General features: G+C 38.3%; 19 protein-coding genes and 4 pseudogenes. 6 read left to right on the top strand and 17 right to left on the bottom strand.

From position 1 onward, the window contains the following. Window positions 1–16: 16 nt before the first annotated feature. The 4 genes from ABZM97_RS03525 to ABZM97_RS03510 all read left to right on the top strand — a co-directional run bounded on the left by ABZM97_RS03525 (window position 17) and on the right by ABZM97_RS03510 (window position 2,480). A complete protein-coding gene (locus tag ABZM97_RS03525; protein ID WP_253268871.1) occupies window positions 17–1,006 on the top strand; it encodes a DUF4003 family protein in 990 nt (329 codons plus the stop codon). Window positions 1,007–1,018: 12 nt separating this feature from the next. Next, window positions 1,019–1,834, top strand: coding sequence for an alpha/beta fold hydrolase (locus ABZM97_RS03520; protein WP_087991328.1), 816 nt, complete (start codon window positions 1,019–1,021; stop codon window positions 1,832–1,834). Between the two features lie 83 nt (window positions 1,835–1,917). Next, the gene (locus ABZM97_RS03515; RefSeq protein WP_087991327.1) at window positions 1,918–2,127 is read left to right on the top strand and encodes a cold-shock protein; all 210 of its coding nucleotides are present in this window, start codon (window positions 1,918–1,920) and stop codon (window positions 2,125–2,127) included. 194 nt (window positions 2,128–2,321) lie between these two features. Beyond that, window positions 2,322–2,480 carry a hypothetical protein gene (locus ABZM97_RS03510; protein WP_087991326.1) on the top strand — a complete coding sequence of 53 codons (159 nt, stop codon included), beginning with the start codon at window positions 2,322–2,324 and terminating at the stop codon, window positions 2,478–2,480. A gap of 31 nt (window positions 2,481–2,511) precedes the next feature. Here the strand turns inward: ABZM97_RS03510 and ABZM97_RS03505 are convergent, their stop codons facing one another. Next, the gene (locus ABZM97_RS03505; RefSeq protein ID WP_087991325.1) at window positions 2,512–3,552 is read right to left on the bottom strand and encodes a PD40 domain-containing protein; all 1,041 of its coding nucleotides are present in this window, start codon (window positions 3,550–3,552) and stop codon (window positions 2,512–2,514) included. A 65-nt stretch (window positions 3,553–3,617) separates the two neighbouring features. Then, entirely contained in the window at window positions 3,618–3,989 is a 372-nt protein-coding gene (gene walM / locus ABZM97_RS03500; protein ID WP_087991324.1) for a cell wall metabolism protein WalM, read from the bottom strand. 439 nt (window positions 3,990–4,428) lie between these two features. Here walM and bdhA point away from each other — a divergent pair, with 439 nt between their 5' ends. Next, on the top strand, window positions 4,429–5,469 hold the full coding sequence (bdhA, locus tag ABZM97_RS03495; RefSeq protein WP_087991323.1) for a (R,R)-butanediol dehydrogenase: 1,041 nt from the start codon (window positions 4,429–4,431) through the stop codon (window positions 5,467–5,469). A 48-nt stretch (window positions 5,470–5,517) separates the two neighbouring features. Here bdhA and ABZM97_RS03490 read toward each other — a convergent pair whose 3' ends face one another. Next, window positions 5,518–6,939, bottom strand: coding sequence for a sugar porter family MFS transporter (locus tag ABZM97_RS03490; RefSeq protein ID WP_289346585.1), 1,422 nt, complete (start codon window positions 6,937–6,939; stop codon window positions 5,518–5,520). Window positions 6,940–7,543: 604 nt separating this feature from the next. Here ABZM97_RS03490 and ABZM97_RS03485 point away from each other — a divergent pair. Then, a pseudogene (locus ABZM97_RS03485) lies at window positions 7,544–8,564 on the top strand (potassium channel family protein). 48 nt (window positions 8,565–8,612) lie between these two features. Here the strand turns inward: ABZM97_RS03485 and ABZM97_RS03480 are convergent. The 14 genes and pseudogenes from ABZM97_RS03480 to ABZM97_RS03415 all read right to left on the bottom strand — a co-directional run bounded on the left by ABZM97_RS03480 (window position 8,613) and on the right by ABZM97_RS03415 (window position 25,829). After that, window positions 8,613–9,584, bottom strand: coding sequence for an SPFH domain-containing protein (locus tag ABZM97_RS03480; RefSeq protein WP_202328356.1), 972 nt, complete (start codon window positions 9,582–9,584; stop codon window positions 8,613–8,615). Window positions 9,585–9,614: 30 nt separating this feature from the next. Then, entirely contained in the window at window positions 9,615–10,379 is a 765-nt protein-coding gene (locus ABZM97_RS03475) for a YgcG family protein (RefSeq protein WP_087991320.1), read from the bottom strand. Beyond that, window positions 10,379–11,404 (bottom strand): TFIIB-type zinc ribbon-containing protein, encoded by a 1,026-nt coding sequence (locus ABZM97_RS03470; RefSeq protein ID WP_253268868.1) that lies wholly within the window; start codon window positions 11,402–11,404, stop codon window positions 10,379–10,381. The genes ABZM97_RS03475 and ABZM97_RS03470 overlap by 1 nt, the downstream gene beginning before the upstream one ends. Window positions 11,405–11,469: 65 nt before the next feature. Continuing rightward, window positions 11,470–12,153, bottom strand: coding sequence for a PspA/IM30 family protein (locus ABZM97_RS03465; protein ID WP_202328409.1), 684 nt, complete (start codon window positions 12,151–12,153; stop codon window positions 11,470–11,472). Window positions 12,154–12,350: 197 nt separating this feature from the next. After that, the gene (locus ABZM97_RS03460; RefSeq protein WP_367387222.1) at window positions 12,351–13,313 is read right to left on the bottom strand and encodes a carbohydrate kinase; all 963 of its coding nucleotides are present in this window, start codon (window positions 13,311–13,313) and stop codon (window positions 12,351–12,353) included. Window positions 13,314–13,395: 82 nt separating this feature from the next. Further along, window positions 13,396–13,642, bottom strand: a pseudogene (locus ABZM97_RS03455) (hypothetical protein); the annotation flags it as partial. Between the two features lie 274 nt (window positions 13,643–13,916). Beyond that, window positions 13,917–14,603, bottom strand: coding sequence for an alpha/beta hydrolase family protein (locus tag ABZM97_RS03450; RefSeq protein ID WP_367387477.1), 687 nt, complete (start codon window positions 14,601–14,603; stop codon window positions 13,917–13,919). 144 nt (window positions 14,604–14,747) lie between these two features. After that, window positions 14,748–15,086: pseudogene (locus ABZM97_RS03445) on the bottom strand (abhydrolase domain-containing 18); the annotation flags it as partial. Between the two features lie 934 nt (window positions 15,087–16,020). Then, complete coding sequence (locus ABZM97_RS03440; protein ID WP_367387221.1) at window positions 16,021–16,671, bottom strand: UPF0489 family protein; 651 nt, start codon at window positions 16,669–16,671, stop codon at window positions 16,021–16,023. A 235-nt stretch (window positions 16,672–16,906) separates the two neighbouring features. Then, a complete protein-coding gene (locus ABZM97_RS03435) occupies window positions 16,907–17,677 on the bottom strand; it encodes a hypothetical protein (protein ID WP_367387220.1) in 771 nt (256 codons plus the stop codon). Beyond that, window positions 17,677–17,910 (bottom strand): hypothetical protein, encoded by a 234-nt coding sequence (locus tag ABZM97_RS03430; protein ID WP_367387476.1) that lies wholly within the window; start codon window positions 17,908–17,910, stop codon window positions 17,677–17,679. Before ABZM97_RS03430 ends, ABZM97_RS03435 begins: the two co-directional genes overlap by 1 nt. Window positions 17,911–18,107: 197 nt before the next feature. Next, a complete protein-coding gene (locus tag ABZM97_RS03425; RefSeq protein WP_367387219.1) occupies window positions 18,108–22,889 on the bottom strand; it encodes a trypsin-like serine protease in 4,782 nt (1,593 codons plus the stop codon). 12 nt (window positions 22,890–22,901) lie between these two features. Further along, window positions 22,902–24,104, bottom strand: coding sequence for an MBL fold metallo-hydrolase (locus ABZM97_RS03420; RefSeq protein ID WP_367387218.1), 1,203 nt, complete (start codon window positions 24,102–24,104; stop codon window positions 22,902–22,904). Window positions 24,105–24,146: 42 nt separating this feature from the next. Next, window positions 24,147–25,829 (bottom strand): annotated as a pseudogene (locus ABZM97_RS03415) (DNA/RNA helicase domain-containing protein). Window positions 25,830–25,964: the final 135 nt, after the last annotated feature.

Here is a 25,964-nt window from a genome sequence, read left to right as displayed (position 1 = left end):
AATAAGGAGCGTTTTTATGCTGACAAACAGTCTTAGCGAAAAGACAAAACAATACATTTCCATTTATGCCGAATTAAAATCAAAATTAAAATGGAAAGTTGCACAAGATCAGATATTAATACTCATTTCGTCTGCATATATTGTGAATAAAAGAGAGTTTGATTTTGAGCGCTTTTATGATTTGAGCAGCTATATCAAATCAAACATCGGCAGCTTCTCGACACTCAATTCCCACCACCGCTTTACAGTTGCTTCCATTCTGGACATTCATTTTCAGCATGAGGCAAAACAAACGTTTCTGACTTTCATCGACGTATACAATGAAATGGTGAAGCTTGGATATAAGCGGGATATATTCACGTACCTTTCGGCCCTGATCCTGCTCACCGGCAAATCAGACACAACAAACCTAAGAGAACAGATGAACACGGGGCTTTCTGTTTATCAGCAGATGAAGAAAAATCATTATTTCCTCACTTCACCCCAGAATGTTCCGCTTGCCGTATTGCTTGGCGAAAGCGGAAAAGGTTTGGAGGCGCTAAACAAAGCGGAAACATGCTATCAGCTGCTGGCGGCCAACGGGTTTAAAAAAGGGCGGTACTTACATCAGGTCAGCCATATTCTGGCCTTACAAAGTGAAAAAGCCCCTGAAACACTTGTTTCCCATTACAAACATATATATCAATCCATCATTGCATCTTTCAAAAAGCCTAAGGATTATCATTATCCAGACATTGCCCTTCTCACATTTCTGGAAGAGCCAGATATCAAAACCGTTTTGGCTATTGCTCGCGAATTAAACCAAGATAAAGCATTTAAACGGCAAAAGGAGATTAATTTTAAAATTGCTGTCTGCTTATATCTCAGTGAGTATATGGAGAACAATCTGCTGATGGAATCAGGCCTATACACCGCAATCGAAGCGGCAATTCAGGCTCAGCAGACAGCTGCGACAGCCGCCATCATCAGCTCAACAGCAGCCATTCATTCTCAAGACGGAAACTAGAGGAGGAGAAACATGCCATACATCACATTAGAAGATCAGACACGTCTATACTATGAAACGCACGGGAGCGGTACACCGATCCTGTTTATACACGGGGTGCTGATGAGCGGGCAGTTTTTTCACAAACAATGTTCAGCACTATCTGCCAATTATCAGTTTATTCGTCTCGACCTTAGAGGACACGGCGAATCCGACAAAGTGCTTCACGGCCACACCATTTCCCAATACGCCCGCGACGTAAGGGAGTTTCTAAAAGCAATGGAGCTCGATCGTGCCGTTCTCGCCGGCTGGTCAATGGGCGCTTTTGTCGTATGGGATTATCTCAATCAATTTGGGAATGATAACATACAAGCCGCTGTAATCATCGACCAATCCGCTTCCGACTATCAGTGGGAGGGCTGGAAACACGGCCCGTTTGATTTTGACGGTTTAAAAACGGCGATGCACGCCATTCAGACTGATCCGCTGCCATTCTACGAAAGCTTCATCCAGAATATGTTCGCGGAACCGCCTGCTGAGACAGAAAAAGAATGGATGCTGGCAGAAATCCTCAAACAGCCGGCTGCCATTTCAAGCACGATTTTATTTAACCAAACGGCTGCTGATTACCGCGGCACCCTTCAAAACATCACTGTACCGACATTGCTTTGCTTCGGGGAAGACCGCAAATTTTTCTCTACAGCAGCTGGAGAACACTTGCGCGGCAAAATTTCCAACTCCACGCTCGTCACCTTTTCTAAAAGTAGCCATTGCCCGTTTTTAGAAGAGCCTGATGCTTTTAACAGTACACTCCTCTCCTTTTTAGATGGTCTGATTGGAAAGCCATAAAGAAAAAGGAATTAGGAGATTGGGGAAAAGTATGAGACAATAAGAAATGTGCAGTTAAAATACATGAGGGAAGAAGTGACTTTATGTCTTACTATAATAAACGTAATCAAGAACCGCTGCCTAAAGAAGATGTGAGTACTTGGGAATGCACAAAAGAAGACTGCAACGGCTGGAGCAGAAAAAACTTTGCCAGCAGTGACTCGCCATCATGCCCTTTGTGTGGCAGCAAAATGATTGACGGCATCCGTTCATTAGTGAATCTCCAAAACAACGGTCAAACGAAAACAAGCTAGCTCTTCCCTATAAACAAATGCAGTCTCCTGCAAGCAAACATTCCCCGAACGGAGACGCAAATTCTATATCCAGACTAAAAAGCCTCCATTTCAAAAGTGGCCTAAAACAAAGAAAGAAGCCCAAAACTGTCTACGTTTAGGGCTTTTTTTCACCTGCCGTTATGGTATAATATGGATATCAATGAGATGATAACATGATCGCAAACCAGCAGCGAAACGACCTAAAAAAAAGAGCTCAGTTCAAAAAGCTGAACCTTGCCATCAACTCATATGTTGAACTTCTGTTTTTGTCGATACCGCTGATCCATTTCTTTAAATGGCTCGGTTCATCAGTCCTCCATCTCGTCCATTAAAAAACCACTCAGCCCATGCCGAGTGGTTTTTTCAGCTAATAACAGAAAAGCTGTTGATGATGCCGTTCGGATTTTCCCACACTTTTTTGAACGTCTTTTTTCCAAGGTTGTAGGAATAAATCGTCCGAACCTTTGCTTCACGCCCTGTTTCATCCTTCAATTTTTTAGCTCCCTTGGCTTCGGCGAGAAAATAAATTTTCTTTCCATCCTTAGAAAACTGCGGCTGAGCGTCAATTAACAGCTTAAAGTTTTTTTGATTCGAAATGATATTTTCATATTTTTTCGTATCCGCCTTCAGCATCTGAATAGAAGCGGTTTGCTCCGTGCCTTTTTGTGTATATGATGTAAACAACATACGTTTATCATCATCAGAAACAGCAATATCACTGATAAACTGGTCAAGGCTCTTCAGCTCATCAAATTTGTTTTGACGGCCTGACGCAAAATGAATCGTTGTCGGTTCAGGATCGATCCCCTTTTCGTTCGCTTCATCTGTTTTCTTGTAATCTTCTTCTACAGAATAATGAAGAAATGCAAATGAATCTGTTTTTTTGTTATAAAAGAAGCTGCTGACGCTGTCATCCTGATCATTCACGGCAGGATAAAGGTTTTTGTATTTCTTCGTTTTCAGATCAAAGGACGCGATCCGAAAATTGCTTTCGTCCGCTTTCCCTAAACGGAAATAGATGGTTGAACGGTCCCTCGATAAAAACAAGCTGTCCGCACTCTCAGCGCCTTTATACAGCATCATCTTTTTATTAGACTTTAGATCCAGCTTAAAGAGCCTCATTTCATTTTGATCATTATTGCCCGTATAATAGAGCACCCGCTGCTTTTGATCCAAGGCAAATGCCGGATAGCCGGTCAGCTCCTCCTCATGGATCACCTTGTCATTTTCATAATACTTCGTCAGCAGATCGGTATTCGTAATCGAAACGAGCAGCTGATCACCGCTTTCCGTATTGACTGAAACATCAGCAGCGCTCTCATGGCCTTTATCCTTTACAACATAAAACACAAAGCCCGCTGCCGCTATCACGACTGTTAACAATAATATGATTCTTTTTTTCATCTCTTATCTCCACCAATAGAAAAAGCAAGAATGTGACTTCTTGCTTTACAGATTATATATGTAGATTAATAGCTGTAATGTCCCGCTACTTTTCCTTTGCTTAATGGGTATCCAAGCGCTTTAAACGCTTTAGGGCTTACATCCAGTACTGCATGAGGCATTCTGCCAACATCATTTTTGTAAACCGTAATCACCTTTTTAGGCTTCGCTTTTGCATAAGCTCTGATTTTTGTCCCGTTTTTAGGAACATCAAATCCGATCTTGGTCGCACAGTCCCAGTGTCCAAGTTTTTTTCCTGAAGAGCCTTTTTTCCCGACTCCATTATACCAAGTAATATTTCCATTCACATGTTTCGCACTGGCATCTGCTGAAAAACTGAAAGCTCCCAAAGTACTTCCTACTAAGATAAAAGCGGCTAAAATGACTTTCTTCAACATTTCGTCCCCCTGTTTGTTAACATCTAGAAAAATTATACACGATCAACCAGGGAATTTTTATTTCAATATCCTTACAGTAATGTTACAAAGTCAGAATAGTTACCAATGCTAAAATAAACCATGGAAGATTATCCTATTATAATTGGAATATAAGCGTTATAATTGTTGATAGAGTAGTTATCGCATTCAATATGAACGAACCATGACCGTATTGTTCAAACCAAATTTCATAGTTATGTAAACGATTCATACTCTCTCATAATAAAGAAAAAAGAGCGTGCGAGACTCTTTTTTCTTCAAAATTTCTTTTTTTAAAAACGTAAATTACATTATATAAAATTTTCATTTCTTTTTTGGTTTTAAAAATGGCGATTTTGTGAACAGTTCATATTGATCAGTGCGGAATTACTCATATAAAAAGATATAGGAGTGGTAATCCATGAAGGCAGCAAGATGGCATAACCAAAAGGATATCCGTATTGAAAATATTGAAGAGCCAAAAACAGAGCCGGGAAAAGTAAAGATCAAAGTCAAATGGTGCGGTATCTGCGGCAGTGATTTACACGAGTATCTTGGCGGCCCGATCTTTATTCCGGTTGACAAACCGCATCCATTAACGAATGAAACAGCACCTGTCACAATGGGCCATGAATTCTCCGGTGAAGTTGTTGAAGTCGGCGAAGGCGTTGAAAATTATAAAGCAGGAGACCGAGTCGTAGTCGAACCGATTTTTGCAACACACGGTCACCAGGGCGCCTACAACCTTGATGAACAAATGGGATTCCTCGGCTTAGCCGGCGGAGGCGGCGGTTTCTCTGAATACGTCTCTGTAGATGAAGAGCTGTTGTTCAAACTTCCTGAGGAATTATCATATGAACAAGGCGCTCTTGTTGAGCCTTCCGCGGTCGCTTTATACGCTGTCCGCTCAAGCAAAATCAAAGCCGGTGACAAAGCGGCTGTATTCGGCTGCGGACCGATCGGGCTTCTTGTGATTGAAGCGCTGAAGGCTGCTGGAGCGACTGACATTTACGCTGTCGAGCTTTCACCTGAACGCCAGCAAAAAGCTGAGGAGCTTGGAGCCATCATCGTTGATCCGTCCAAAACAGATGATGTAGTCGCTGAAATTGCAGAACGTACTGGAGGCGGTGTCGACGTAGCATTCGAAGTCACTGGCGTTCCAGTGGTACTGCGACAAGCGATCCAATCCACTACAATTGCCGGTGAAACAGTCATTGTAAGCATTTGGGAAAAAGGCGCTGAAATCCACCCGAACGACATCGTCATCAAAGAACGTACAGTCAAAGGAATTATCGGATACCGCGACATCTTCCCGGCTGTATTGTCATTAATGAAAGAAGGTTATTTTGCAGCTGACAAACTTGTAACAAAAAAAATCGTATTAGACGATTTGATCGAGGAAGGCTTCGGGGCTCTTATTAAAGAGAAAAACCAAGTCAAAATCCTTGTCAGACCTAACTAATGGAACAAAAAAGAATCCGCACACAGATGCGGATTCTTTTTATATGCCTTATCCAACCACTTCAGAGCTGGAATCTTTCTTCGCCTCGCCGCGAACATAAGCGCGGAAATTATCCTCCAGCTGCTCAAGCGAAAGCCCTTTCGTTTCCGGTAAAAATGTCTTCACAAACAATACAGAGCAAATTCCTAGTACAACGAAGATAAAGAACGTTGTGGACAGCCCAATCGCGGCCAGCAATATCGGGAAAGTGAAACTGACTGCAAAATTCACCATCCACAGACAGAATACCGTGACCCCCATTCCCAAACCGCGAAGGCGGAGCGGGAAAATCTCAGAAAGCATCAGCCACGTCACTGGCGAGATCGCACCCTGCTGAAATGCAAGGAATGTCACTGTTAACGACAGAACCACATATGGAAGAGCCGGTGATCCTTCGAGCACAAGTGAGAATATCCCGATCAGCAATAATGCCGTTGTCGTACCGATCAAACCTGTCATCAGCATCGGCCGGCGGCCAACTTTCCCTAGCAGCCAGATTCCGACGAATGTTGCCAATACCGAAATCACGCCATTCGCGATATTTCCGATTAATGCGGCTTTCGTTTGAAAACCGGCATCTCTTAAAATTTCAGTACCATAATACATAATTGAGTTTACACCTGTAATTTGCTGTACAATCGCAATCCCGATTCCAATGAACACAATCCGGCGCACCCACGGTACCGCAAGATCTTTAAACGTCGCTTTTTCAAGCTTATCTTCTTTTTTGAAAGCGAATTCAATTTCTTCCAGCTCAGACGCAGCCTGCTTTTCATCCCTAATTTTTTTCAAAACCCGCAAAGCATCTTCTTTTCTCCCTTTAGAGACGAGCCAGCGAGGACTCTCAGGCATTCTAAGCATACCGAAAAACAAGAATACCGCAGGGAGCGACGCAATGACGAGCATAAATCTCCACACATTGGAGCTGTCTCCCATTGTTGTTCCGAGAATCGCATTAAAAATAAAGGCCAAAAGCTGTCCTGATACAATCATCAGTTCATTCTGCGTCACCATCCGCCCCCTGCTTTCCATAGGAGACATCTCCGCTAAATAGGCAGGAACCGTAACTGATGCGCCCCCGACCGCAATTCCGAGCACAAAACGGGAGATAATCATGATCGTTACATTTGGAGCAAACGTACACCCGAGCGTTGATATGAAAAATATAACAGCGAGGAACAAAATATTTTTGCGGCGGCCGTTAAAATCAGACATCCTGCCGCCAAATACGGCACCCAATGCGGCTCCAAAAAGAAGTGAACTGGTGACAAGCCCCTCTGTGAAGGCATTGAGGTTAAGCTGGTCCGGCTCTCCCATATACGGCAAAGCTCCATTAAGCACTCCCGTATCATAACCGAAGAGGAGACCGCCGAAAGTCGAGACTATAATAACTGTACGTAAAAATGACATTTGATTACCTTGTTTATTCATACTGTTTCCCCCAGTCTTTTTCAAAATCGATTACTGCGTATTTCAAAAACTTATTCTAGGGTTGCTGCTTTTCTTACATCTGGTGAGAAGGCTTCAGAAAAAATTCTTCATGTTTATCCAATGGCCTCATTACCTTCCCTTCAGCTTAGCCTCTCAGTTCTTTTGGAAGCGATTTCATTTTCATCTAAAAAAAACAGTGAGCATTTCTTTGCACATACACTCGACAACTTGTTACTTTATAGTCACTTGATAGTTCTATTTTAGTAATATAATAGTGACATTTTTGTTACTTCTGATATTATCATAATTATAAAAACACTTACAGTCAATATAAATTTCTGAAAATTTTTTATCTAATCAAAGAAAAATCATCAATTCAAGGGGAAAATGAACTTTTTTCTTTGTGAAAATAAGTAAATCTAGTCAAAATTTCTGTGAGTTTCTGTTTATCTGCTATCAACGACAAGATGGTTAACTGTTGGGTAACTCCTCCTGTTTTTCTTCTATACAATGACTTTCTTATCAAACATTTGAACAATTGTTTCAGACTAAAGGTAAAAGGAAATAAAAAAGAAAAGATGGCTGGCTAAGGGAGGCAACAAAATTGAATGAGGTTTATGTCATTGCAGGCCTTTTATTGTTAACAGCAGGCATGATCGATTTTTTATGGACCACATTATGGTTAGAGAGCGGCGCAGGCCCGATCACAAGATGTTTGTCAGCATGGCTGTGGAAAGGCTTCCGCAAAATCAGCGGAGACCACGCAAAGGTTCTCAGCACGGCAGGTCCTCTGCTGTTATGCCTGACATTAGTGATATGGATCATTTTATTTTGGGACGGGTGGTTTTTGATTTTCTCAAGTGACCCCCATTCACTTATGGACACTCAAACGAAAGAACCGGCATCCTTGTCAGACCGAATTTATTTTACCGGTTATGTCATGTTTACATTAGGGAATGGCGACCTCGCACCAAACGGAGACCTATGGAAGCTCGTCACGGTCATAGAAACAGCTCATGGCCTCCTCACAATCACATTTTCTGTCACCTATTTGATTTCCGTATTAAGTGCGGTTAACCAAAAGCGCTCCTTTGCCCAAGGTGTATTAAGCGTGGGGCGTGGGGCGTGACGGAACTGAAATTGTCCAGAATGCATGGAACGGCAAAGATTTTCACGACATTGATTTTCTTCTTGTCACGATCTCATCAGAGCTGGGAAAGCTGACCGCTCAGCATTACGCCTTCCCTATTCTTCATTTTTACCATAGCACGCAGCGCCAGGAATCATCCATTATAGCTGTCACTGTATTGGATGAGGCATTAACCATTTTGAAATACGGCATTCCTGAACAATATCAGCCGAACCAGCTTCACATCAAAGAAACGCGCTCAAGCATTAAAAACTATTTGGATACCGTTCATACCGCGTATATCCATTCAGCTGAACAAGCGCCGCCGGAACCAGACATCACAAAGCTTCAACAAAAAGGCATACCCACTTTATCAAAGCAGACATTCCAAACGGCTATCCATTCTTTACAGGAACGGCGTCAATTGCTGCTAGGCATTGTCCAAGCTGGTGCCCGAAAATGGCCTGTTCAGGAGCAGACAATAGACAACGCATAAAAAAAGTCCCGAGTGTCTGACCACTCCGGACTTTTCACTGTATCATTCTTACACAAGCTTTTGGCCGCAATTCGGGCAAAAATTAGCTTCACCGGTTTTTGTGCCGCAGTTCGGACAGAAATTTGGTTTGCTTCCGCTGCCAGATGACTGTGATCCTGATGACTGCGCCTGCTGATTCTGATTCATTTGATTCATCATCTGGTTGGCCATATTCATTCCCATCATCATTCCAGCCATATCAGAAGCCGCCCCGCCTCCGCTCATCTTTCCGGACGCCATTCCATCCGTCATTGAAATTTGCTGGTATCTATTTACATCCCCAACCATGCCGTAGGAAGCGTTCTTTGTAATCATATCTTGAACCTCTTGAGGGTAATTAAAGCTCATGATTTGAAAACCGGTGATCGTCATTCCGTCGCTGATTAATTGCATATCTAAGTCTTCTTGAATCCCCTTCGCAATGTCAAAAGCGTTGGCTTGGAGATTAAACATGTCTTTCCCTTCTCTAGTGATCCACTTCATAAGAAGCTGATCCAGAATGGAAGTGATCCGGGTTTTAATATCCTCTACAAAATACTGATCCTTCACGCCGGCGATTTTATCAATCAAGCTGATATAGTCCTGCACCTTGAAATTAAATGTGCCGTTCGCGCGAATCGGCATCCCGCCAGGCATTCCCGCTGCCGGAATATTTATCGCCTGCTTTGTTCCCCATCTTACGGTAAATTCCTTCGTATTAACAAACAGCACCTCGGCGCGCATGCCGCTGTTAAACCCAAACTTAAAGCCCTTTAATGTTGACAGGAATGGAATAATCTCAGATTCAATATCATAATCACCGTCATCTTGAAACATCCCTTCAACCCTGCCATTGCTCAAAAACACAGCATCCTGTCCGGGACGAATGATTAAACGGCTCCCTTTTTTAATTTCACGATTGTTCCATTTATAAAAAATCATATCATCTCTAAATTCTTCCCACTCAACTACATTCGCTAATTGATTTCTGAAAAACGACATTATGCCTCTCCCTTTCTCTATTTCTTACTTTTAGAAACTGCCGCGGCTTCCGCTGTATGACGTACCGCCTTTCGTAACCCCGCCATCGCCGCTGTCTTTATCATTTGACGGTTTTCTTTCTCTTGTTACAGTCGTTCTGATATAAGTGTCATATTGATCAATCACATCGGACGTACGTTGATCCATATATGTATTCCCATTAACCGTTACTTTGCCGCCTGCATGATAAAGCATGATTGAAACCGCGATGCCTCCGACTGCGATGGCAACAATGAGCTGAAACCACCATGTAAAGAATATGTTGTCGGGATTGATTCCCGGTTTTATGCCCATATCTTTATAGGAAAGCTGAATATATGTCTGAAAAGCTTTGAAATAATCTTCATTTGATAAATCAGATGAAATCGTATTTCTGATGCTGTTTAGCCTGCTGTTGTCCAAATACTTTTCAGCTTTTTTGAAGCCCGCGATGAATACTTCTCTATCCGCCATATCAATCGTTAAAATAGCTGTACTGCCTTTTCCGTAACGATCATAAAAGTCGCCGGCATAATCGGCAATATCCTCACCGTTCGTGCTTTTTGTCGTAATAATGATGAAATCAGTGTCCCTCTTTGCCCCCAGCTCTGCCGAGAGAGATTCGAGTTTTCCGATTTCTGCTTTCGATAATAGATGAGCATGGTCATACACATGCTGCTGTGATTCAGAAGCTCTCACCGCTCCGATCCCCAGTACCGGCATCATGATGAAAACAGCCAGCACAACAAAAATCGCTTTCCCGAAAAATCCCCGCATCAAAATCCGCCTCCCATCATCAATGAGACGAGCTTCAACGCAAGAAATGCCCCGCCTGCTATTCCGCTAAACCACGCCGCCACTTTTCCTGAACTGATCGGCGGCTTTCCGACAACCTTGCCTGTTTGCCCGTTCATCGCAAAAGTATGCTCTGCTCTTTCATAATCGTAACTGACCATCCAAACGGGAAGCAGAACGTAAAAGCTGTTCACGTTTTTCGTGTGAATATGTTTGTCCCTCACATTGACTGACGTATATCCGGAAAAAGTAGAATGTATGTATGAATCTATATAATTGCTGACTTTCTCTTTTGCCCTCGGAAAAAGCTCCTCATCGGTATAATTGTATTTTTCCGCAATATAACCGGCCAAATATGCCGTTTGAAAGTCCTTCAGCTCATCGTATGAATAAGGCTCCAATTTATCCATTAATTCATCTTTCATTTTTTCAGAGGCATCCACAGGAATTTTCAAATAATCGAGATTGATATCACGAAACGCTTCAAAGTGCTCTGTTTCCGTGCAAATATAATCCCCTTCTTCATATTGATGGACTCTGGTACAGTTCGCTGTCACCTGTACTTCACTATTTAAATCAAACATCCAAAATGGAATATACATGCCGGTGATGCTTTTAATACGATCAGCCGACATGAAACCTCTTGGTGTCAGAAGACCTTTTTTGCACCACTTTCGAAATGCCTGCTCTGCTTCTTGTTTACTGATTGTAAATGGAATGACCTTCGCCGGCGCCAAATGTCCTGATAAACGATCGGCAAGTATAGCAGCACCTCCGCAAAAACTGCACGTTGTCGCTGTCGTTTCAGCTTCCGTCATTAAAACGGCACCGCAGTTTTCACATTGATATTCCTTTGCTTCATCATCAGAAAACCGCGCCGCAATGTTTTCTTTCGGAAGGCTTTCAATATTGTCCTGTCTTCCGCAGCTGCCGCAGGATAACGACCCGGATTCACTGTCAAATGCCATATCACTGCCGCAGTTCGGACACTTATAAGATATTATCATTACCGTTCCCTCTCACATCTTATGATAAAATGTGCCGCAGCCGAAAAGCTGCGGCCTCCTATGTATTATTTATCGAGCATCATTTTCGCTTTTAACGCCGCAAGTTCATCATCCACCTGACTTGAACCGACAGTATCATATTTAGCAGTCAGATCATCAATATCATCCAGCGGAGCGCTGTTCAGTTCAGCCATTGCATTCGCCTGATCAAGTGCCTGATTTACTTTGTCCTCCATTCTGCCGAATGCAGACATTGATTGGCTGGCACCCGAAACAGAAGCGCCCAGCTTGTTCATTCTATCTTGCGTTTTCGCTACTGCCCACTTCGCCTTGATCATATTTTTGCGTGCTTCCAGCTCTCCAATGTCAGACACCAGTTTGTCATGCATCTTTCTCATTTGCGCGGCATTGGCAGCAGCCATTTGATTCGCCGTCTGCAGCTCAGAAAGCTTTGATCCTAAAGATGTTTTTCTTTCAAGGAATGTTCTCGCATCGCCCTCATTCCCCGCTTGCAGCGCCTTCATCGCATAGCTTTCCATTTTCTCCATGTCTGCCTGGCATTCACGTAATTCTCTTTTTGTCCTTTGCTCCTCAGCCATAACGGCTGCTGTTTCTGCCTTTACCTTAGACAAATCGCTGTTCATGTTTCTTAAATATTGATCTGCCATTTTCTCTGGATTTTCAGCCTTATCCAACAAAGCATTGATATTCGCCGACATAATATCTTTGAATCTCGTTATTATACTCATCATGTAGTTCCTCCGCTATTTCGTTAAACTTCTTACCACATATACTATTTATTATCGTTAAAAGTTTCACTTTTTTAATAAAAAATGAAATCCTAATAGAAAATACATAACTTTTTACCCGAATTTAACATTTACGCACAATATAAAAAAGGATGTTTCCCAAAGTCCAAAGACTTTCAAGAAAACATCCTCGATGGTCACAAATAAACTTCAATCTCTTCCATGCTGGGCAGTGCATCGATCGCCCCGATTTTAGTGCACACAAGAGCGCCCACCTTATTGGCAAACGCCACAATCTCACGCAGCTTCGCAAAATCAGCATCAACAGATTGAATCTGATCCGTGTTTGCCAATTGATATAAAGCGGCGCCGACAAAAGCATCTCCCGCTCCTGTTGAGTCAATTGATGTAACCGGAATGCTCGGAATGATTTCATGATCTTTTCCATTCGAAAGAAGCGTTCCGCTTTTCCCAAGTGTCACAGCAACAATTTTGGCTCCAATCTCATGAAGGATCGCAACACCCTTTTCGTGATCCTTCGCACCGCTGATGATCTCCAGTTCCTCGTCACTGACTTTCACAACATCACTTACAGTAATCGCTTTTTTTGCGACACTTACAAACTCTGAAACCCTTCCCTTCCATAAATCCTCACGATAGTTAGGGTCGAACGATATAAACTGTCCATTGTCTTTCACAATCGACATCAGCTGTAAATAAGCTGAGCAAAACGGATCTGATAACAATGCCGTCGCTGAGCCGAAATGAAGGATTTTCGCTTCGTTTAGTTTTTCCTGATCAATATCCTCCAGCGTAAACAAAGCGTCCGCGCCTCTATTAAAAACAAAATCGCGCTCCCCATTTTGCTTTAACGAAACAAACGCAAGCGTTGTAGGCGCTTTCTCATCCATGACCAGCATGGAGGTATCCACCTGTGCAGCGTCCAATGTTTGCTTCAGAAAATACCCAAACGGATCCTTGCCTACTTTTCCGCTGAAAGCGGCGTCTCCGCCCAGCTTGGCAATGGCCGCTGACACATTCGCCGGTGCGCCGCCGGCACTTTTCAAGAAATGGCGGCCTTCCATTAAATCAACATCAACATCGGTACAAAAGAAATCAATTAACAATTCTCCAATACAAACAACAGAATGACTACGCATATGATCACACTCATTTATCTTTTCTAGATTACAGTCTCAGTATATTACTTTCTGCCATAAATACAAGCGTTTACATTGAATATTACAAATTATATATATATTTAGCTTGAAGATCTTGTTCCAGCTCAGAGGTTATGTGCTTATATCTTTTTTTCGTGATCCTTAAGAGTTATTTCCGGGTATACATGGTTTAAAATCATTTGAAGCTGAGCCACGTCCTAAACTGCTAGTAATGCCAATAGCCGAAAGTTTTTCGCATGGTATTGGTTCCGGATCCCCTCCGGAATACCAACCATTTCAGCAGCTCTGTTTAACTGTCTGTATGCCTGAATTGATAATATTTCAGGGGGTTACCCTATGGATATGCTCGCAGTCGTAAGCCGCTACAAACCAGCAACTTTCTGCAGCATCGCCGTGCTCTAAATAGCAGGTGAGCACACCTTTGTATCAGACAGGTGCTTTCATTTTTGGAGAATAGTTATATCGGTCGATGAGAAAGCCTCATCATTTACCGAAGGGACTTTTTGACTTTTATAAAATTATTAATATAAAAAAGGTAGTATTACTTGGTATCTTTATTAAGAAATTGCTTTCATTTAAAGTCTACAAATGTACTGAACTAGTTTCCTTATATATTCTTTCTTTTATAAAGGAAAGTGTATCATTTGCTAACTTTTTGCGACAAAGAACAATACCGGAATGACCACAATTGTAGACACATCTTGTGGGTTTCCCCCAACTTTCCCATAAATAATCTGCATCTTTTAAGTCAATATATTGATCGTATTTAGCAGAAATCAGCAGCATGTTATCTTTATTAACTTTCGGCAAGGCTTGACTAGGATCTGTGATATTCCAATATTTTATTAAATCTTCATAGATCACACCATTTTGTTCTAATTCTTCCCTTATGTATTTACCTGGGATCGTGTTCCATATCGAATAAGAAAGGCGATTGGCATAAAAGATTGATACCATTACATCAATTTGAGATTCTAGGGTAGCAATTAGATTAGTAATCCATCCTCCTAAGCTTACTCCCACTATGATAACAGGGCCTTTTTTATTTGCTTTTATCCAATGAATTAACGCTCGTAAATCTACAACGGCCTGTCTTGTCGATTCAATTGTACGATCAATATTTGCACTAATCATCAATTCGCCACTATATAGTGAATTTTCCGGTTCTCTTTCAAAATGGTATGGAAGAGAATAATAATACATGTTCCAGCCTAAATCGTTCATTATACGATTATGAAATATTTTTTTGATTCTATCGTACGAATTCATGCGCCAACCGTGTACAAAGATGACATTGGGTTGATCTATATCATTTTTATTTAAAAAAACCTCCCCTTCTAAAGAATCATTAACAAGATTCCCAGTTTGAATCAAGGATTCATAACTAAATGTTCCAACCCTATAATTTTTTTTAGATTCATTCAAATCAATTGAAACATGACCTATATTTGCACTGTAAAATACCTCTCTATCGTCTGCATCAGCTTTAAAAGCAGCAGAAAAATGTTTATGTTTGCTTCTTTTTCTGTGTAAATCATATAAAGCCAGACGATCTATCATTTCTGAAAAACGCACTATTAAATCCTCCTTGATCATCATAAAAAAACTAATATCAGAGCTGGTAATTGGGTTGTCTGTCTCCATAGAGTCGGGACAGATTTTATCAAGATGTTGTTGGAAGAATTCAACTCCACTGATAGGTGATTTTTGGGGATCAGATGTCATTATTCTGTCACTCTTACTATTTAACATAAAAAGACGATTTCCTTATTTTCAAGGAAAACATCGTTTTTAGTAGCTAAAAAAAGCAACACAAATAGACATTTTAACAGAATTTCTCTTTGATAGGGCTTTCCTCGGGGAAACCGTCTAAGAGTATTGGTGGCACTATTTAGATAACTGGGTCTTTTTTTATCGTACGACAGTATACCAATATGGTCTCCTGTCTGCAATAGAGAGAGAGGTAACAAAAGTTTGGACAAATAATTTTGAAACCTTTTTATAATCATAACAGAAACGCAGTTTACTGAAGTTACAGTAAGCCGTTTGTCAAAGAAGACGTAAGCAGGAACCTGAGCCGGTAAAGACGATATTGAATAGTCCATATCGGGGTTACCTACCATTTATCAAAACTATTGAAAATCGATATAGAACAGTGCTGAAAAAATCAAACCACAAAAGACAGAAAAAAAGCCTCTCATAAGTTCAATGAACTTATGAGAAGCCTCGGAAATTTATAAATGGCATCAAAAGAGCATCAAAAATGACGTCTATTGCCGACAAACCCTTGTAAATCAAAGGTTTTTTGTCGGTTTTACATCATGCCGCCCATTATTCGGACAGAAAATAAAGAAAAACTGATTTAAAAATTATTATTTTGTTAAGGAAATGCATTGTTTATATTAAATCTCCATAAATAGTTTTAAACTTACAGGAGGACAAATGCGAGGACAATACAATCAGGGATAGTTTTTCATTTCACTAACTCAAAAGGTTGAATAAAAGATATCTCAATTAAGAAAAATTTATTTACATTTCAAATGAATGTGTTATATTCTTCAGCTTTTATACAGAAAACATATAACATATTCACAACCACTGTATGACAAGTAAGTGGTATATATCTGGAAAAATTGAAGCATCAATCGAAAATTAAAACAAAAAACGCATAAGCTCTTATGTGTTTTTATTTATCCCATGATATCCCTTTCTTTAAATCGAGTTCAAAAACATTTAGGAATAGTTGAAACAAGTGATTACATGCTTCTTCTCCGCCACAATGCTCAGGAGATAATGAAATTGTAATCAAATCCCAATCCTTTAAATTCTTGAGGTAAGTTAAAGATTCTGCTACTTCTTGATCTGACTTTAATTGTGGACCACGATCGTAAAACTCTTCTTCGTTAAAGAAGTCCAAATCGAGATTGAGTATAAGAGAGTTATCCTGAATATATGGTTCTACTCCCCCCAGGAAAATTGATTCTTTTAATTCCTGAATAGAGTGAACTCTAATACCCTCGTAAATGCGTCCCTCTACATGTTCTCTGGTCCAGTCCTCGAAAGGTTTACTACCTGAAAAATTAGAAACGTAGATAATATTGTTGATTGTTTCACGACCAAATGCCGGCCAGATGAACGTATCTATGTTTAGATGTTTATCAGTAAAGGCTTTCAAGTTTTCTATGCCGGTAATATTTATGTATTCTGGAATATCCTCTAAAACAAAAGGGAGATCATCTAGATGGGCGTCCACATGAAAAAGGGTAGCATTAGGCTTAATTAATCCTTTTTCTCTTGCTAATTCCCATATATAAAATGCCCATTTGTGCTGATCCATTAAATAAATCTTCTTTTCCGGAAAGTATATCTTATTCTCGTCTCTCAATACTTTCACCTCACGCTCTTCCATAATTAGAGTGTATCATAAACCGAGATGCTTTTCCCATGTATATCCCCCTATGAATTCCTCAAGGAAAGAGCTAAATAACGAAAAAACGAGGTATAGAGGGACGGAGACATAACTTTACAACGCCCCTCATAATTTCTTTCTACACCTATGGGGAAACAATATTCTACACGGAAAAATTGTAGTCAAAGTCAGTTGATACAAGTCCGTTATCGTCTCTATTCATGATCCTTGATATTTTTAGTATTTCTTTCTCGCTCAAGCAAGCCCAAATCACCTCACCATATGGATCCTTAAATGGTTCTGTGTATCTTCCGCTAGCATTTTTTTGAAGAAACTCGAGAGTGAATGGTCCTACTACATCAATCCTTTGATTAGATACAATATCAAACTTGTAATAATCCCCTGATTCTAGTAGTTTTTTATATTTCTGCTCGAATAAATCTTCAGGATTATTATATACCTCCTTCTTTTCAACACTATCAGAAATATCTATATCAAAATATCTAGCTGGCTTGTCTAAATTATATAAAGCTTCATCTCTAACAATTTCACTCTTAATTATCATGGATAGTTTATTTTTATATTCATTATCCTTACTCAACAGCTTTTGCATAGCTACTCCTTGCTGATGTTCACCACCATAATAACTATGAACAACTTCCCAAGCAGCTGAAATAACTTCATCCTCGCTATTCTGATTTCTACCCATTTGTGAAATAAAATTTTTTCTCAAATCTTTTAACCAGTCATTTGTATTTAGTTTTGCATTTACAAGAGACATATCAGTCCCAAACTCAAATTGAGCAGCTGCAATCATTACTGCATCTGGTATAGAAATCCCCTTAATAAAGGCAAATTTTTCATAAGGAGTCCAATTATCTCTTTTCAATTTTGGATCTACAGTATTAAGATAATTATCAACTGCCTGTTTCACTAAGACATCGTTATACTGACGACTTGTATACTTATACATGGTGGATCATATGTTGCTATAAGATCATATTCTAAAGCACCTATCCTATTAAAATTTTCGGATGGATCATCAAATAATAAGAGATCTATTTTATATATAAACTTTCTGCAATTAAAAGTCGCTTTATCCTCACCATTGATATGTTGTTGTACCCTTGTCGACAAGCTATCATTCGCCATACCAATGTATATAATTTGATCCTCTTTATCTTTTTAAAAATAGATACCAGGCAATTGAAAATGCTCGTTTAACCGTTTAAGTTCAGTGGCGTATAGGTCGCTTATCTCTTTACAATTATACTCTCTCGTAACCAAGCAGCTTCTCCTCAATAATTAATATATTTTTATCATTTTAATTTAGATTTAAAATTTTGTTAACACATTGCCTTCTATCATCTAAATAATTGATCAAGTCGGAATGTTATTCTACGTGCTTCAGGCCAACCCGCTGTAACAAAAACATCTAAAATTGATAGGAGAATCTGGTGGTTACTACTATCTTCAATAAAAATTGAACGAAACTCTGTTAAATATAGTTCAATTAGCCTTATAATTAAGCCCACTCCTAGTGACTCAAACTGGTATCCACCTTCTTCGCCTAATAAAACTACATTACCGATTTGCTTAAAAACAGCACAAGGATCTAGTGGTGCAAGGAATTCTAGGGTTTCTAACAAATGATGAGTAACTGGCGGAAGACCAAAATGACTAAGTAAATTCAAGACATCACTTGCTTCTTCTAAAAAGCGTTTATGAAAAGCAGTAGATGGATTACTTTCTTCTTGGTTTTTCTTTTTATCATGAGCGTTAGATGCAAAGTAGATTTGTTTACATGCACTATCTGCAATTTTAGCTAAATGCCTTATTTGTTCTTGTTCAAGCTCGTTAAATTCACCATTTTCTTTATATACTGACTGTAAATATTGAAATTCCTTTAAAGAATTACTTACAATCAATTCTAATAGCTCCCATGATTTTTTACGTATCAAGGTATGTTTTTCGTTAGGTTCTTCTACGGAACCTATAACTAATAACTCTCTTAAATTATAAGTTAGATGAAGATTCTCGCTTGAATAGAGTGTAGGAGTTTCAATAATTTTATAAATAACATCCCGTGAATTTACTTCTTCTTTATTAAGAAATAGATTTAGGAAACTTGTTACACATGTATTTCGCAAGTCTTCTGCCTTATCCTCTTCTAATACCCTGTTATATATCTGTATCAGCAAATCAGTTGCTTTCTCTGGATTTTTATAAAGTAAGGGTGTTATGCATGATACAATAAGCCCTTTTAATACTGCATAGCTTCGTTCATTTTGTGCAAATTGTCTAACCATCTCCCACATAAAAACCTCATGATTTTTGTGTAATAAGCCGAGCTTTCTAGCTAAATTAAAACGAACAGCCGGTACTAGGTCTTTACTTAGGCATTTAATGGTATTCTCAATATCTTTATCCATATACTTTTCGTACTTAGCTATGTTGTTTATACCGATTGCTGCTTGGATTCTAGGTGCAGGTATTGCCCAACTTATTGATCCTTCGAACCTTTCTTCTTCCTCAGGATGTAAAACCGGATTTGTATTCTGTGAACTTATAACAATAACAACTTTTATGAACTCACAAATCTCCTGATTCGCTACTATTTCTTCTTGTTTCGCAATAATAGAACATGCATTGGTTAAATTATCCCAAGCGTGTTCTAATAACCTTAAATGAACACCCGACTCCTCTGCTTTATCTAATGAGCTCTTTAATTTATGTAAAGTGGGCATTATCTCTTCGACATTTTCGAAAGAAATTCCTGAACTTGAATACGTCTCCACAAATTCTTTTATAGGTAATCTCAAACTCTGAATTGTTTGATTTTGTTCTTCTTCTATAGATATCCCTTGTTCTCTTAACCAATCATTTTCATTAATAGGCATGCTTTCTTCCCACTCTAATAATTCAAATAATGGCTTATTAGGAGGTAAGCTGCCACCGTTCGTTTTCTGAGATTCTTTCTGAACAAATTGCTTCGCCTTTTCACTTTCTATGAGCTCGGAAGGAAGACACCCAATTAATTTGCTCATCTTATGATGTATTACTTCCTTATTTTTTGTGAAGCCATGTTTTGGCATTGATAGTATAGCGTTTTCAATTTTTTTACGGTCCCCTTCTGATATAAAAGGATAAATTACAGTAATATAGTCTCCAATCTCTTTGCAGGTATCATTACTTATTAGAATAGGCGTTGCCCAGGCTATTTCACGAATTTCTAACCCTAACGATTCCGGACAACACAAGCCAGCTATTATTAGACGACGCCATATCACAGCAGTTTTATTATGTTTAATTATTAATTTTAATAAACCCTGACGAAGCTTAGTTTGATTATAGTCTTTGCCAAGTTTTATCATATATTCTTGAAAAGAATCTAGCATTTTAATCTGTTCATCTTCACGGTAACTTCCAGAATCCCAAATATAACTAAGGTCAGAATAAATAATTGCCTTTTCTTCATTAAACTCGAAGGAAAGCTCTTTTTCCGTTGTATTATTTGAATGTTTACGCAATATATAATTCTCTATAACCTTCATTAAAGCCAACACTGCTTGAAAAGGTGCCTCTTTTAGATAATCCGGATAGTCCTCTGACAATTGCCATAAAGCATGTCTATAATCTTGACGTCTATTTGATTGGAGGGGAAGAATTTGACTTCTCCCTAAAGATGTAACCTGATCACTACTTTCCTCATGCAAAAATGCAATGCAATAAACTTCCTTTACAAATGAGGGTGAATACTTATATAGCATAGGAAGTTCTCTAGCAATGACAGGAATTTCTTTATATCCTTTTTCTCTGATCCTCTCAAGAGTAAGAAACCCTTTAAGCAACCTTTCAGAATCCACTCCGTCGCTTGAAAAAGTTTTACATACACATGTAATTAATGAATCTATCATCCATTCATATTCCGGATCTTCATAACCTTTTTCCAAAAGACGCCTAGCTGCAATTCCAAGGTTGCTAATGTAATTTTCATTAAAGTAACCTTTGATTTCGCAAAGAGCTTTTAAAAGAACATGTAATAAATACAAAACTTTTTTTGAAGAAGAAGTATGTTCTTTGCTTAATTGTTCGGCTATTTCACTCCATACCTCTAATATTTCATTCTTTAAAGGTTCTGATCTTGAAGCAACAAATCCCCCAATTAAATGGCTCAATGCTTCTTCTGCCACTACTCTTGAATTGACATCTTGATCATCAAGTTTCTGAAATAAAAGTTTAAAATCACCAATTGTATTCGCCAGTTCCACTGCTATAGATGGTCCAATTAGCTTCGCAACTTGAGGAATTTGTTCTTTTTCTATTAAACGAAAAATTAGATCCCAAAAATTATCATGCGATCCGTTTAACATCCACAAATCAGCAAAACGGTGCACAAGGCTAGGACGAATTATTAAAACAAGCTCTGGATTTTCTACCAATAAGTTTACAACCTTTTCATGATCACCTTGTAACATTAGTCGGTGAACCGCAAAATCAAATAAAATGTGATGTGAAAAAGAAATAATTGAACTATCAGGCATTCTTGTATTAGGTGGCTGCCATTCAATTAATACATTAGTACTTAACAAATCATGTAATGCATTGCTAGTACTTGCATCAACCACTAGGTTGCGTGCTACCTTAAGAGTTCTTGAAGCTACCATTACTTTCACTGTTTTAGTTAGCAGGAATTCCCGTGCATCTCGCTGGCCATCCCTGCGGATAATTCTGTAAGACCAATAACGATCAAGTAACTCCCTCTGTGTTTGAATCGGAACCAATTCACTTTCTTGAACTCCCTCTTCTAACAATTCTCCTATTATTCTTAAATTAAAAGGAGAACAGATTAATTCTCTCATTGTTTCATTTGCTTCCTCTAATAAACTATTAATCACAGGTGCTAAATTTCCAATTTCCGAAATTTCCTCTTCATTAAATAAAGGAATTTGAATGTGCCTTAACATAGCCAATTCAGGATCTTGAAACTCGGTATCTAAATGTCCTTGAAACAACCTTCGAAGTTCATTATCATGACGCAAGTCAAATTTTCGCACAGAAGCAACTACTCGCCATCTCCCAGATGTTCGTTTTACTCTTGAGATAAGACTTCTTAAAGTTTGAGCAGATTTCTCTGACCTTGCTGCATCTAATGCATCTATCACCACGTAACCTGTATTATCCCCTAACCAATTTTCAAGTACCTGATTTAAGTCGACTGTAAGTCCTAATTCATTCCGGAGAGAGCCCATGCCTTCAGCGCTAATAAGTCCCACGTCCAGAAAAATTACATCACACTGATCCTCAATTAAATTTATTACAAGATCACATAAAGCTCCTGATTTACCAGAACCAGGCTCACCTATAACTAATAATGACCCACTTTCAGCTTTATGCTGAATTACATTAACACATTCTCTATGTATTTTTATTTCCTCTCGATTAACCCATAATCTAGAATAATCAGAGTTACTTTCTGCAACCATTCTGGAATAATCCTTAAGCTTTCTAATATCAGGTTGATATTTTCCAAAATCTCCGAGAAAAGGCATATTTATATCATACTCACCAAGTAGAGATTGAATATTTTTTAAATCAACCATCCCAATTGTTGACCCTGGCATAACATCAGTTAAAACTCCTACTACGTACTCACCAATTACTATTGGAGATCCTGATGCACCTTTTGCACTAAAATTTATATCACTTAGGTTGGGTACAGTGCAGAATAAATCTATATCATACTGCAAACTCTTTCTATTAATTTGTGCTTGTGCTACTGTTCCTTTAAAAACTTGCCCCATCTCTTCTTTAGTAACTGGATAACCAAAAGAGGTCCACTCAATGCCCTCGTCTAAATTTAGACTAGCTAATTTTAATGGATTAATTTCTAACGAACTAGAGAGTTCTAATAATGCAATATCAGGTATATCGGTGTTTTCAATAGATTTAGGAAAAAGAACACTAGCATTGATACCATCACAATTTAAAATAGGAAAATCAATTTCAATTTCTTCTCCATACCTTATTGCACTATCTACTACATGGAAAGCTGTAATAGCTAGATTGGGCCCAATAAGAAATAAGGTACCATCATTATGTCCGCAATGAACTTTCCCAACTGCATGTGTAAGATGCTCACTCAATGGAGAATCCCCCTAAATAATTATTATTGAACTTTTATTTGGTTCAGCTGTAATTACTGAGTATTTAAATTCACGTAACCATTCTTCCTGAGAAAATCTTAAGGAAGATTCGGTTTCATAATTAAAATATATATTTTTCTTATTACTATCTCTTACTACTAAACGGGCCAAAGTCTCCAAGTGTGGGTGCCCATACTTATTACCATTTGTTGATATTAGATATTTATCTGAACAAATCAAATCTAATAAGTTTTTACTTGTATTAGCTTTACTTCCATGGTGGGAAACTTTTATAGCATCAAAATATATTGGGAATGTTACATTGCCAAATAACCTTTCAAGCTCACTTTTTACTATTGATGGTTGACTATCAGCAAGAAAAAGAATTTTCTTTCCCTGATAATCAAGAATAAAAGTTATTGAGCTAGCATTAATTATTGACCTTTCCTCTCTAAAAGGGCTATCAGCTATAGATTCTAATCCAGTGGCCTCAGATGCTTTCTCAGATAAATTAGGTACACCTAAATCTGGATAAAAATGAGAAACAAATTCAATAGCATCATCAAAAACCCGGTCATCTATTAGAGGTACACCAGGGAAAATTTTCTTTAACCCTGTCCTCCAATGTTCTTTTAATCTATCTAATTGCAATGCTGTCGGTGTTATTATCGTTAATTTAAGATCATTATTTAATTCAATAGCGTTTTTATTTGAAATTACAGCATTTCCATTGAATAACCCATTCCAAGAATACTCATAATTGTATAACAAACTAGCTATACGACTGCCATGCTCGATACTTACTTTGGTTTCATCACGTTGATTATTTTTCGTTGGTAGTGATTGAGCCTTTCTTAAGACTTTTTTAACATCTCTTTCAGAAAGTGCCTGCTTTCCTTCACTGTAAGATAAATGCCTATAACTGTTATGCCAGACCTCTCCTACTTCAATGATATTGGGATTAATACTAAATCCATTTTCTTCGAAAAAGAATTGAGCGCCCTCTACATGATCGGTATCAACATGTGTTAAAACTACCAAGTCTAACTTCTCACCATTCTCCCTTAACTCAAGTAACTTAGGCTTAATAAACTCTCTATAGGTGTCCTCATAGCCAAAATCTATCAAAATATTGGTGCATTTATCTCCTATACACCTAACCAGAAAAGAATCACCGTTATCAGCCGGAAACATCTCTATAATTACTTCACCCAAAGTATCTCCCCCGTATCCAAAGCAAATCTTATACTGGTTAATTTATTGACTGATTCTCACAATTTCCTTTAAATATTTCTGCATATTGGGATTTGCAGCGTAAACATAACACCCGTTAATCCCACGGGATAGTAACACATAGTAAATACGTTTTATATAGGAAGTGAGTTCTTCGTTATTTAAGTCAGTACCTTTAATCGGAAGACCATTACGATCCTTATATTTTTCAGGGTTTACTTTAATTTTCGCCTAATTAAAATCATAATCCCCACTTTCTTCACCTGCATAATCACAATCAATTTCTTCTCCAAAGATTACTCCAACATAGTTTAAATCTGCACCTTGTATTGTATGGATACATCCTTTTTCCTCTACACTATTTTCTTGGTTAATCCAACCTTTTGTTTTGGAATTCCATCTAAATTTATTACCTGTAATGGAATCTATTATGTCGTGTGAATTTTCCTCTTTTTGTGTAACCCATTCCCAAGAATAGCCCGCAACGACGCGACATAATTCTAGTTCATCGTTTAGATCCCTTATAGTAGAGTACATGTCAGAAATTGAGTCCATTACTTTAAAGTCATAGCCCTTTAACAATCCACGTTCATAAACTGCTACATTATTCGCAATGTGAAGGTATTTTCTTAACCAAGCTAAATATTGATCACCAGACTTCAGTCGAAATTGTTTACGTAGAATGTGTTTCCTATAATATTTTGTTAGCAGTTCAAAGTTTGAAGTTTCTATGTCTGCTGGACGAATTGTTTGATATGGATCATATACAACTGTTAAGTGATATGCATATTCTGAAATTAATTGTAATTCCGTTGTAAAGCCCTCATCTGTCACTAAATGTTTTAAATCACGAGCTTGCTTACCGAAATATTGTTTAAGGCGATGCGCTTCATCTACGAAAACATATTTATATTTATCATTTTTACCTTTTGCCTTCTTGATAAATTGTGATGGAGACAACACTGTAATGCCATGCAAACCGACTTTTCTAATTAAGTCTTTATACGAACTTAAAGAATGATTTTGAGGGATAATAAGTGCTATTTCTTCACGATTTAATCCTTCACGTGCTTTGCCTGTATTTTGGTCATAAACAAGGGCATATAAAATATTAGTCAACACTAAAGTTTTACCGGTGCCCGGTTCTCCAGTGATCAAATGTCGGCTTTCTGATGTAGTAAGCATTGCTTCTAAGATGTCTTGGCATACTTCAATTTGATTATCTGATAGTTTTTTAAAAGTTGAGTATTTATAGATGAATTTATTTTCAATAGCCTTTAAAGATTCACTAGCAAGTCCTTCTTCCAGGAGCTTCCCCCAAATTTTTGGGAACATACTATAAACATTTTCAATCCCATCATAATAGTAAATGTTTTGTCCTTTGATTATATTTAATAGATTGTATTTTTCATCTGCCGCTAAGTAATCTATTAAAAGTGTTTCGATATGTTTAATAGAACTATCATTAAATAAAAAGCTTTTAATAATAATAATATCGGTAAACGTTTTACTTATATCTTTTAAATGTGCCGAAAAACGAACATAAATATCCGTAGATTTACCAACATACAGATTTTTTTTGTCACGCTGAATATAAACCACTGGCACTGAATCAATATCAAAATCTTTAAAATCATTTTTTTCAAATTCTCTTCTTGTTTTCTTAACTAATTCAAATGAAGATAACTTTGCAGGGAATAAAGTCACGGTATATTACCTCACCTTTTTCTTTATAATTAATGTAATTATTACCATTTTACTATAATCCGCAGTAAATTGTGAAGTGTATTTGTTGAAAACTATTAAGCCGCTTACGTAAATTCAAAATTAAACAGTATTTTT

Source organism: Bacillus vallismortis, assembly GCF_040784915.1.
Lineage (GTDB): Bacteria > Bacillota > Bacilli > Bacillales > Bacillaceae > Bacillus > Bacillus subtilis_G.
Note: the sequence above shows the minus strand (reverse complement) of the source record. Positions and strands in the feature narration are given on the sequence as shown.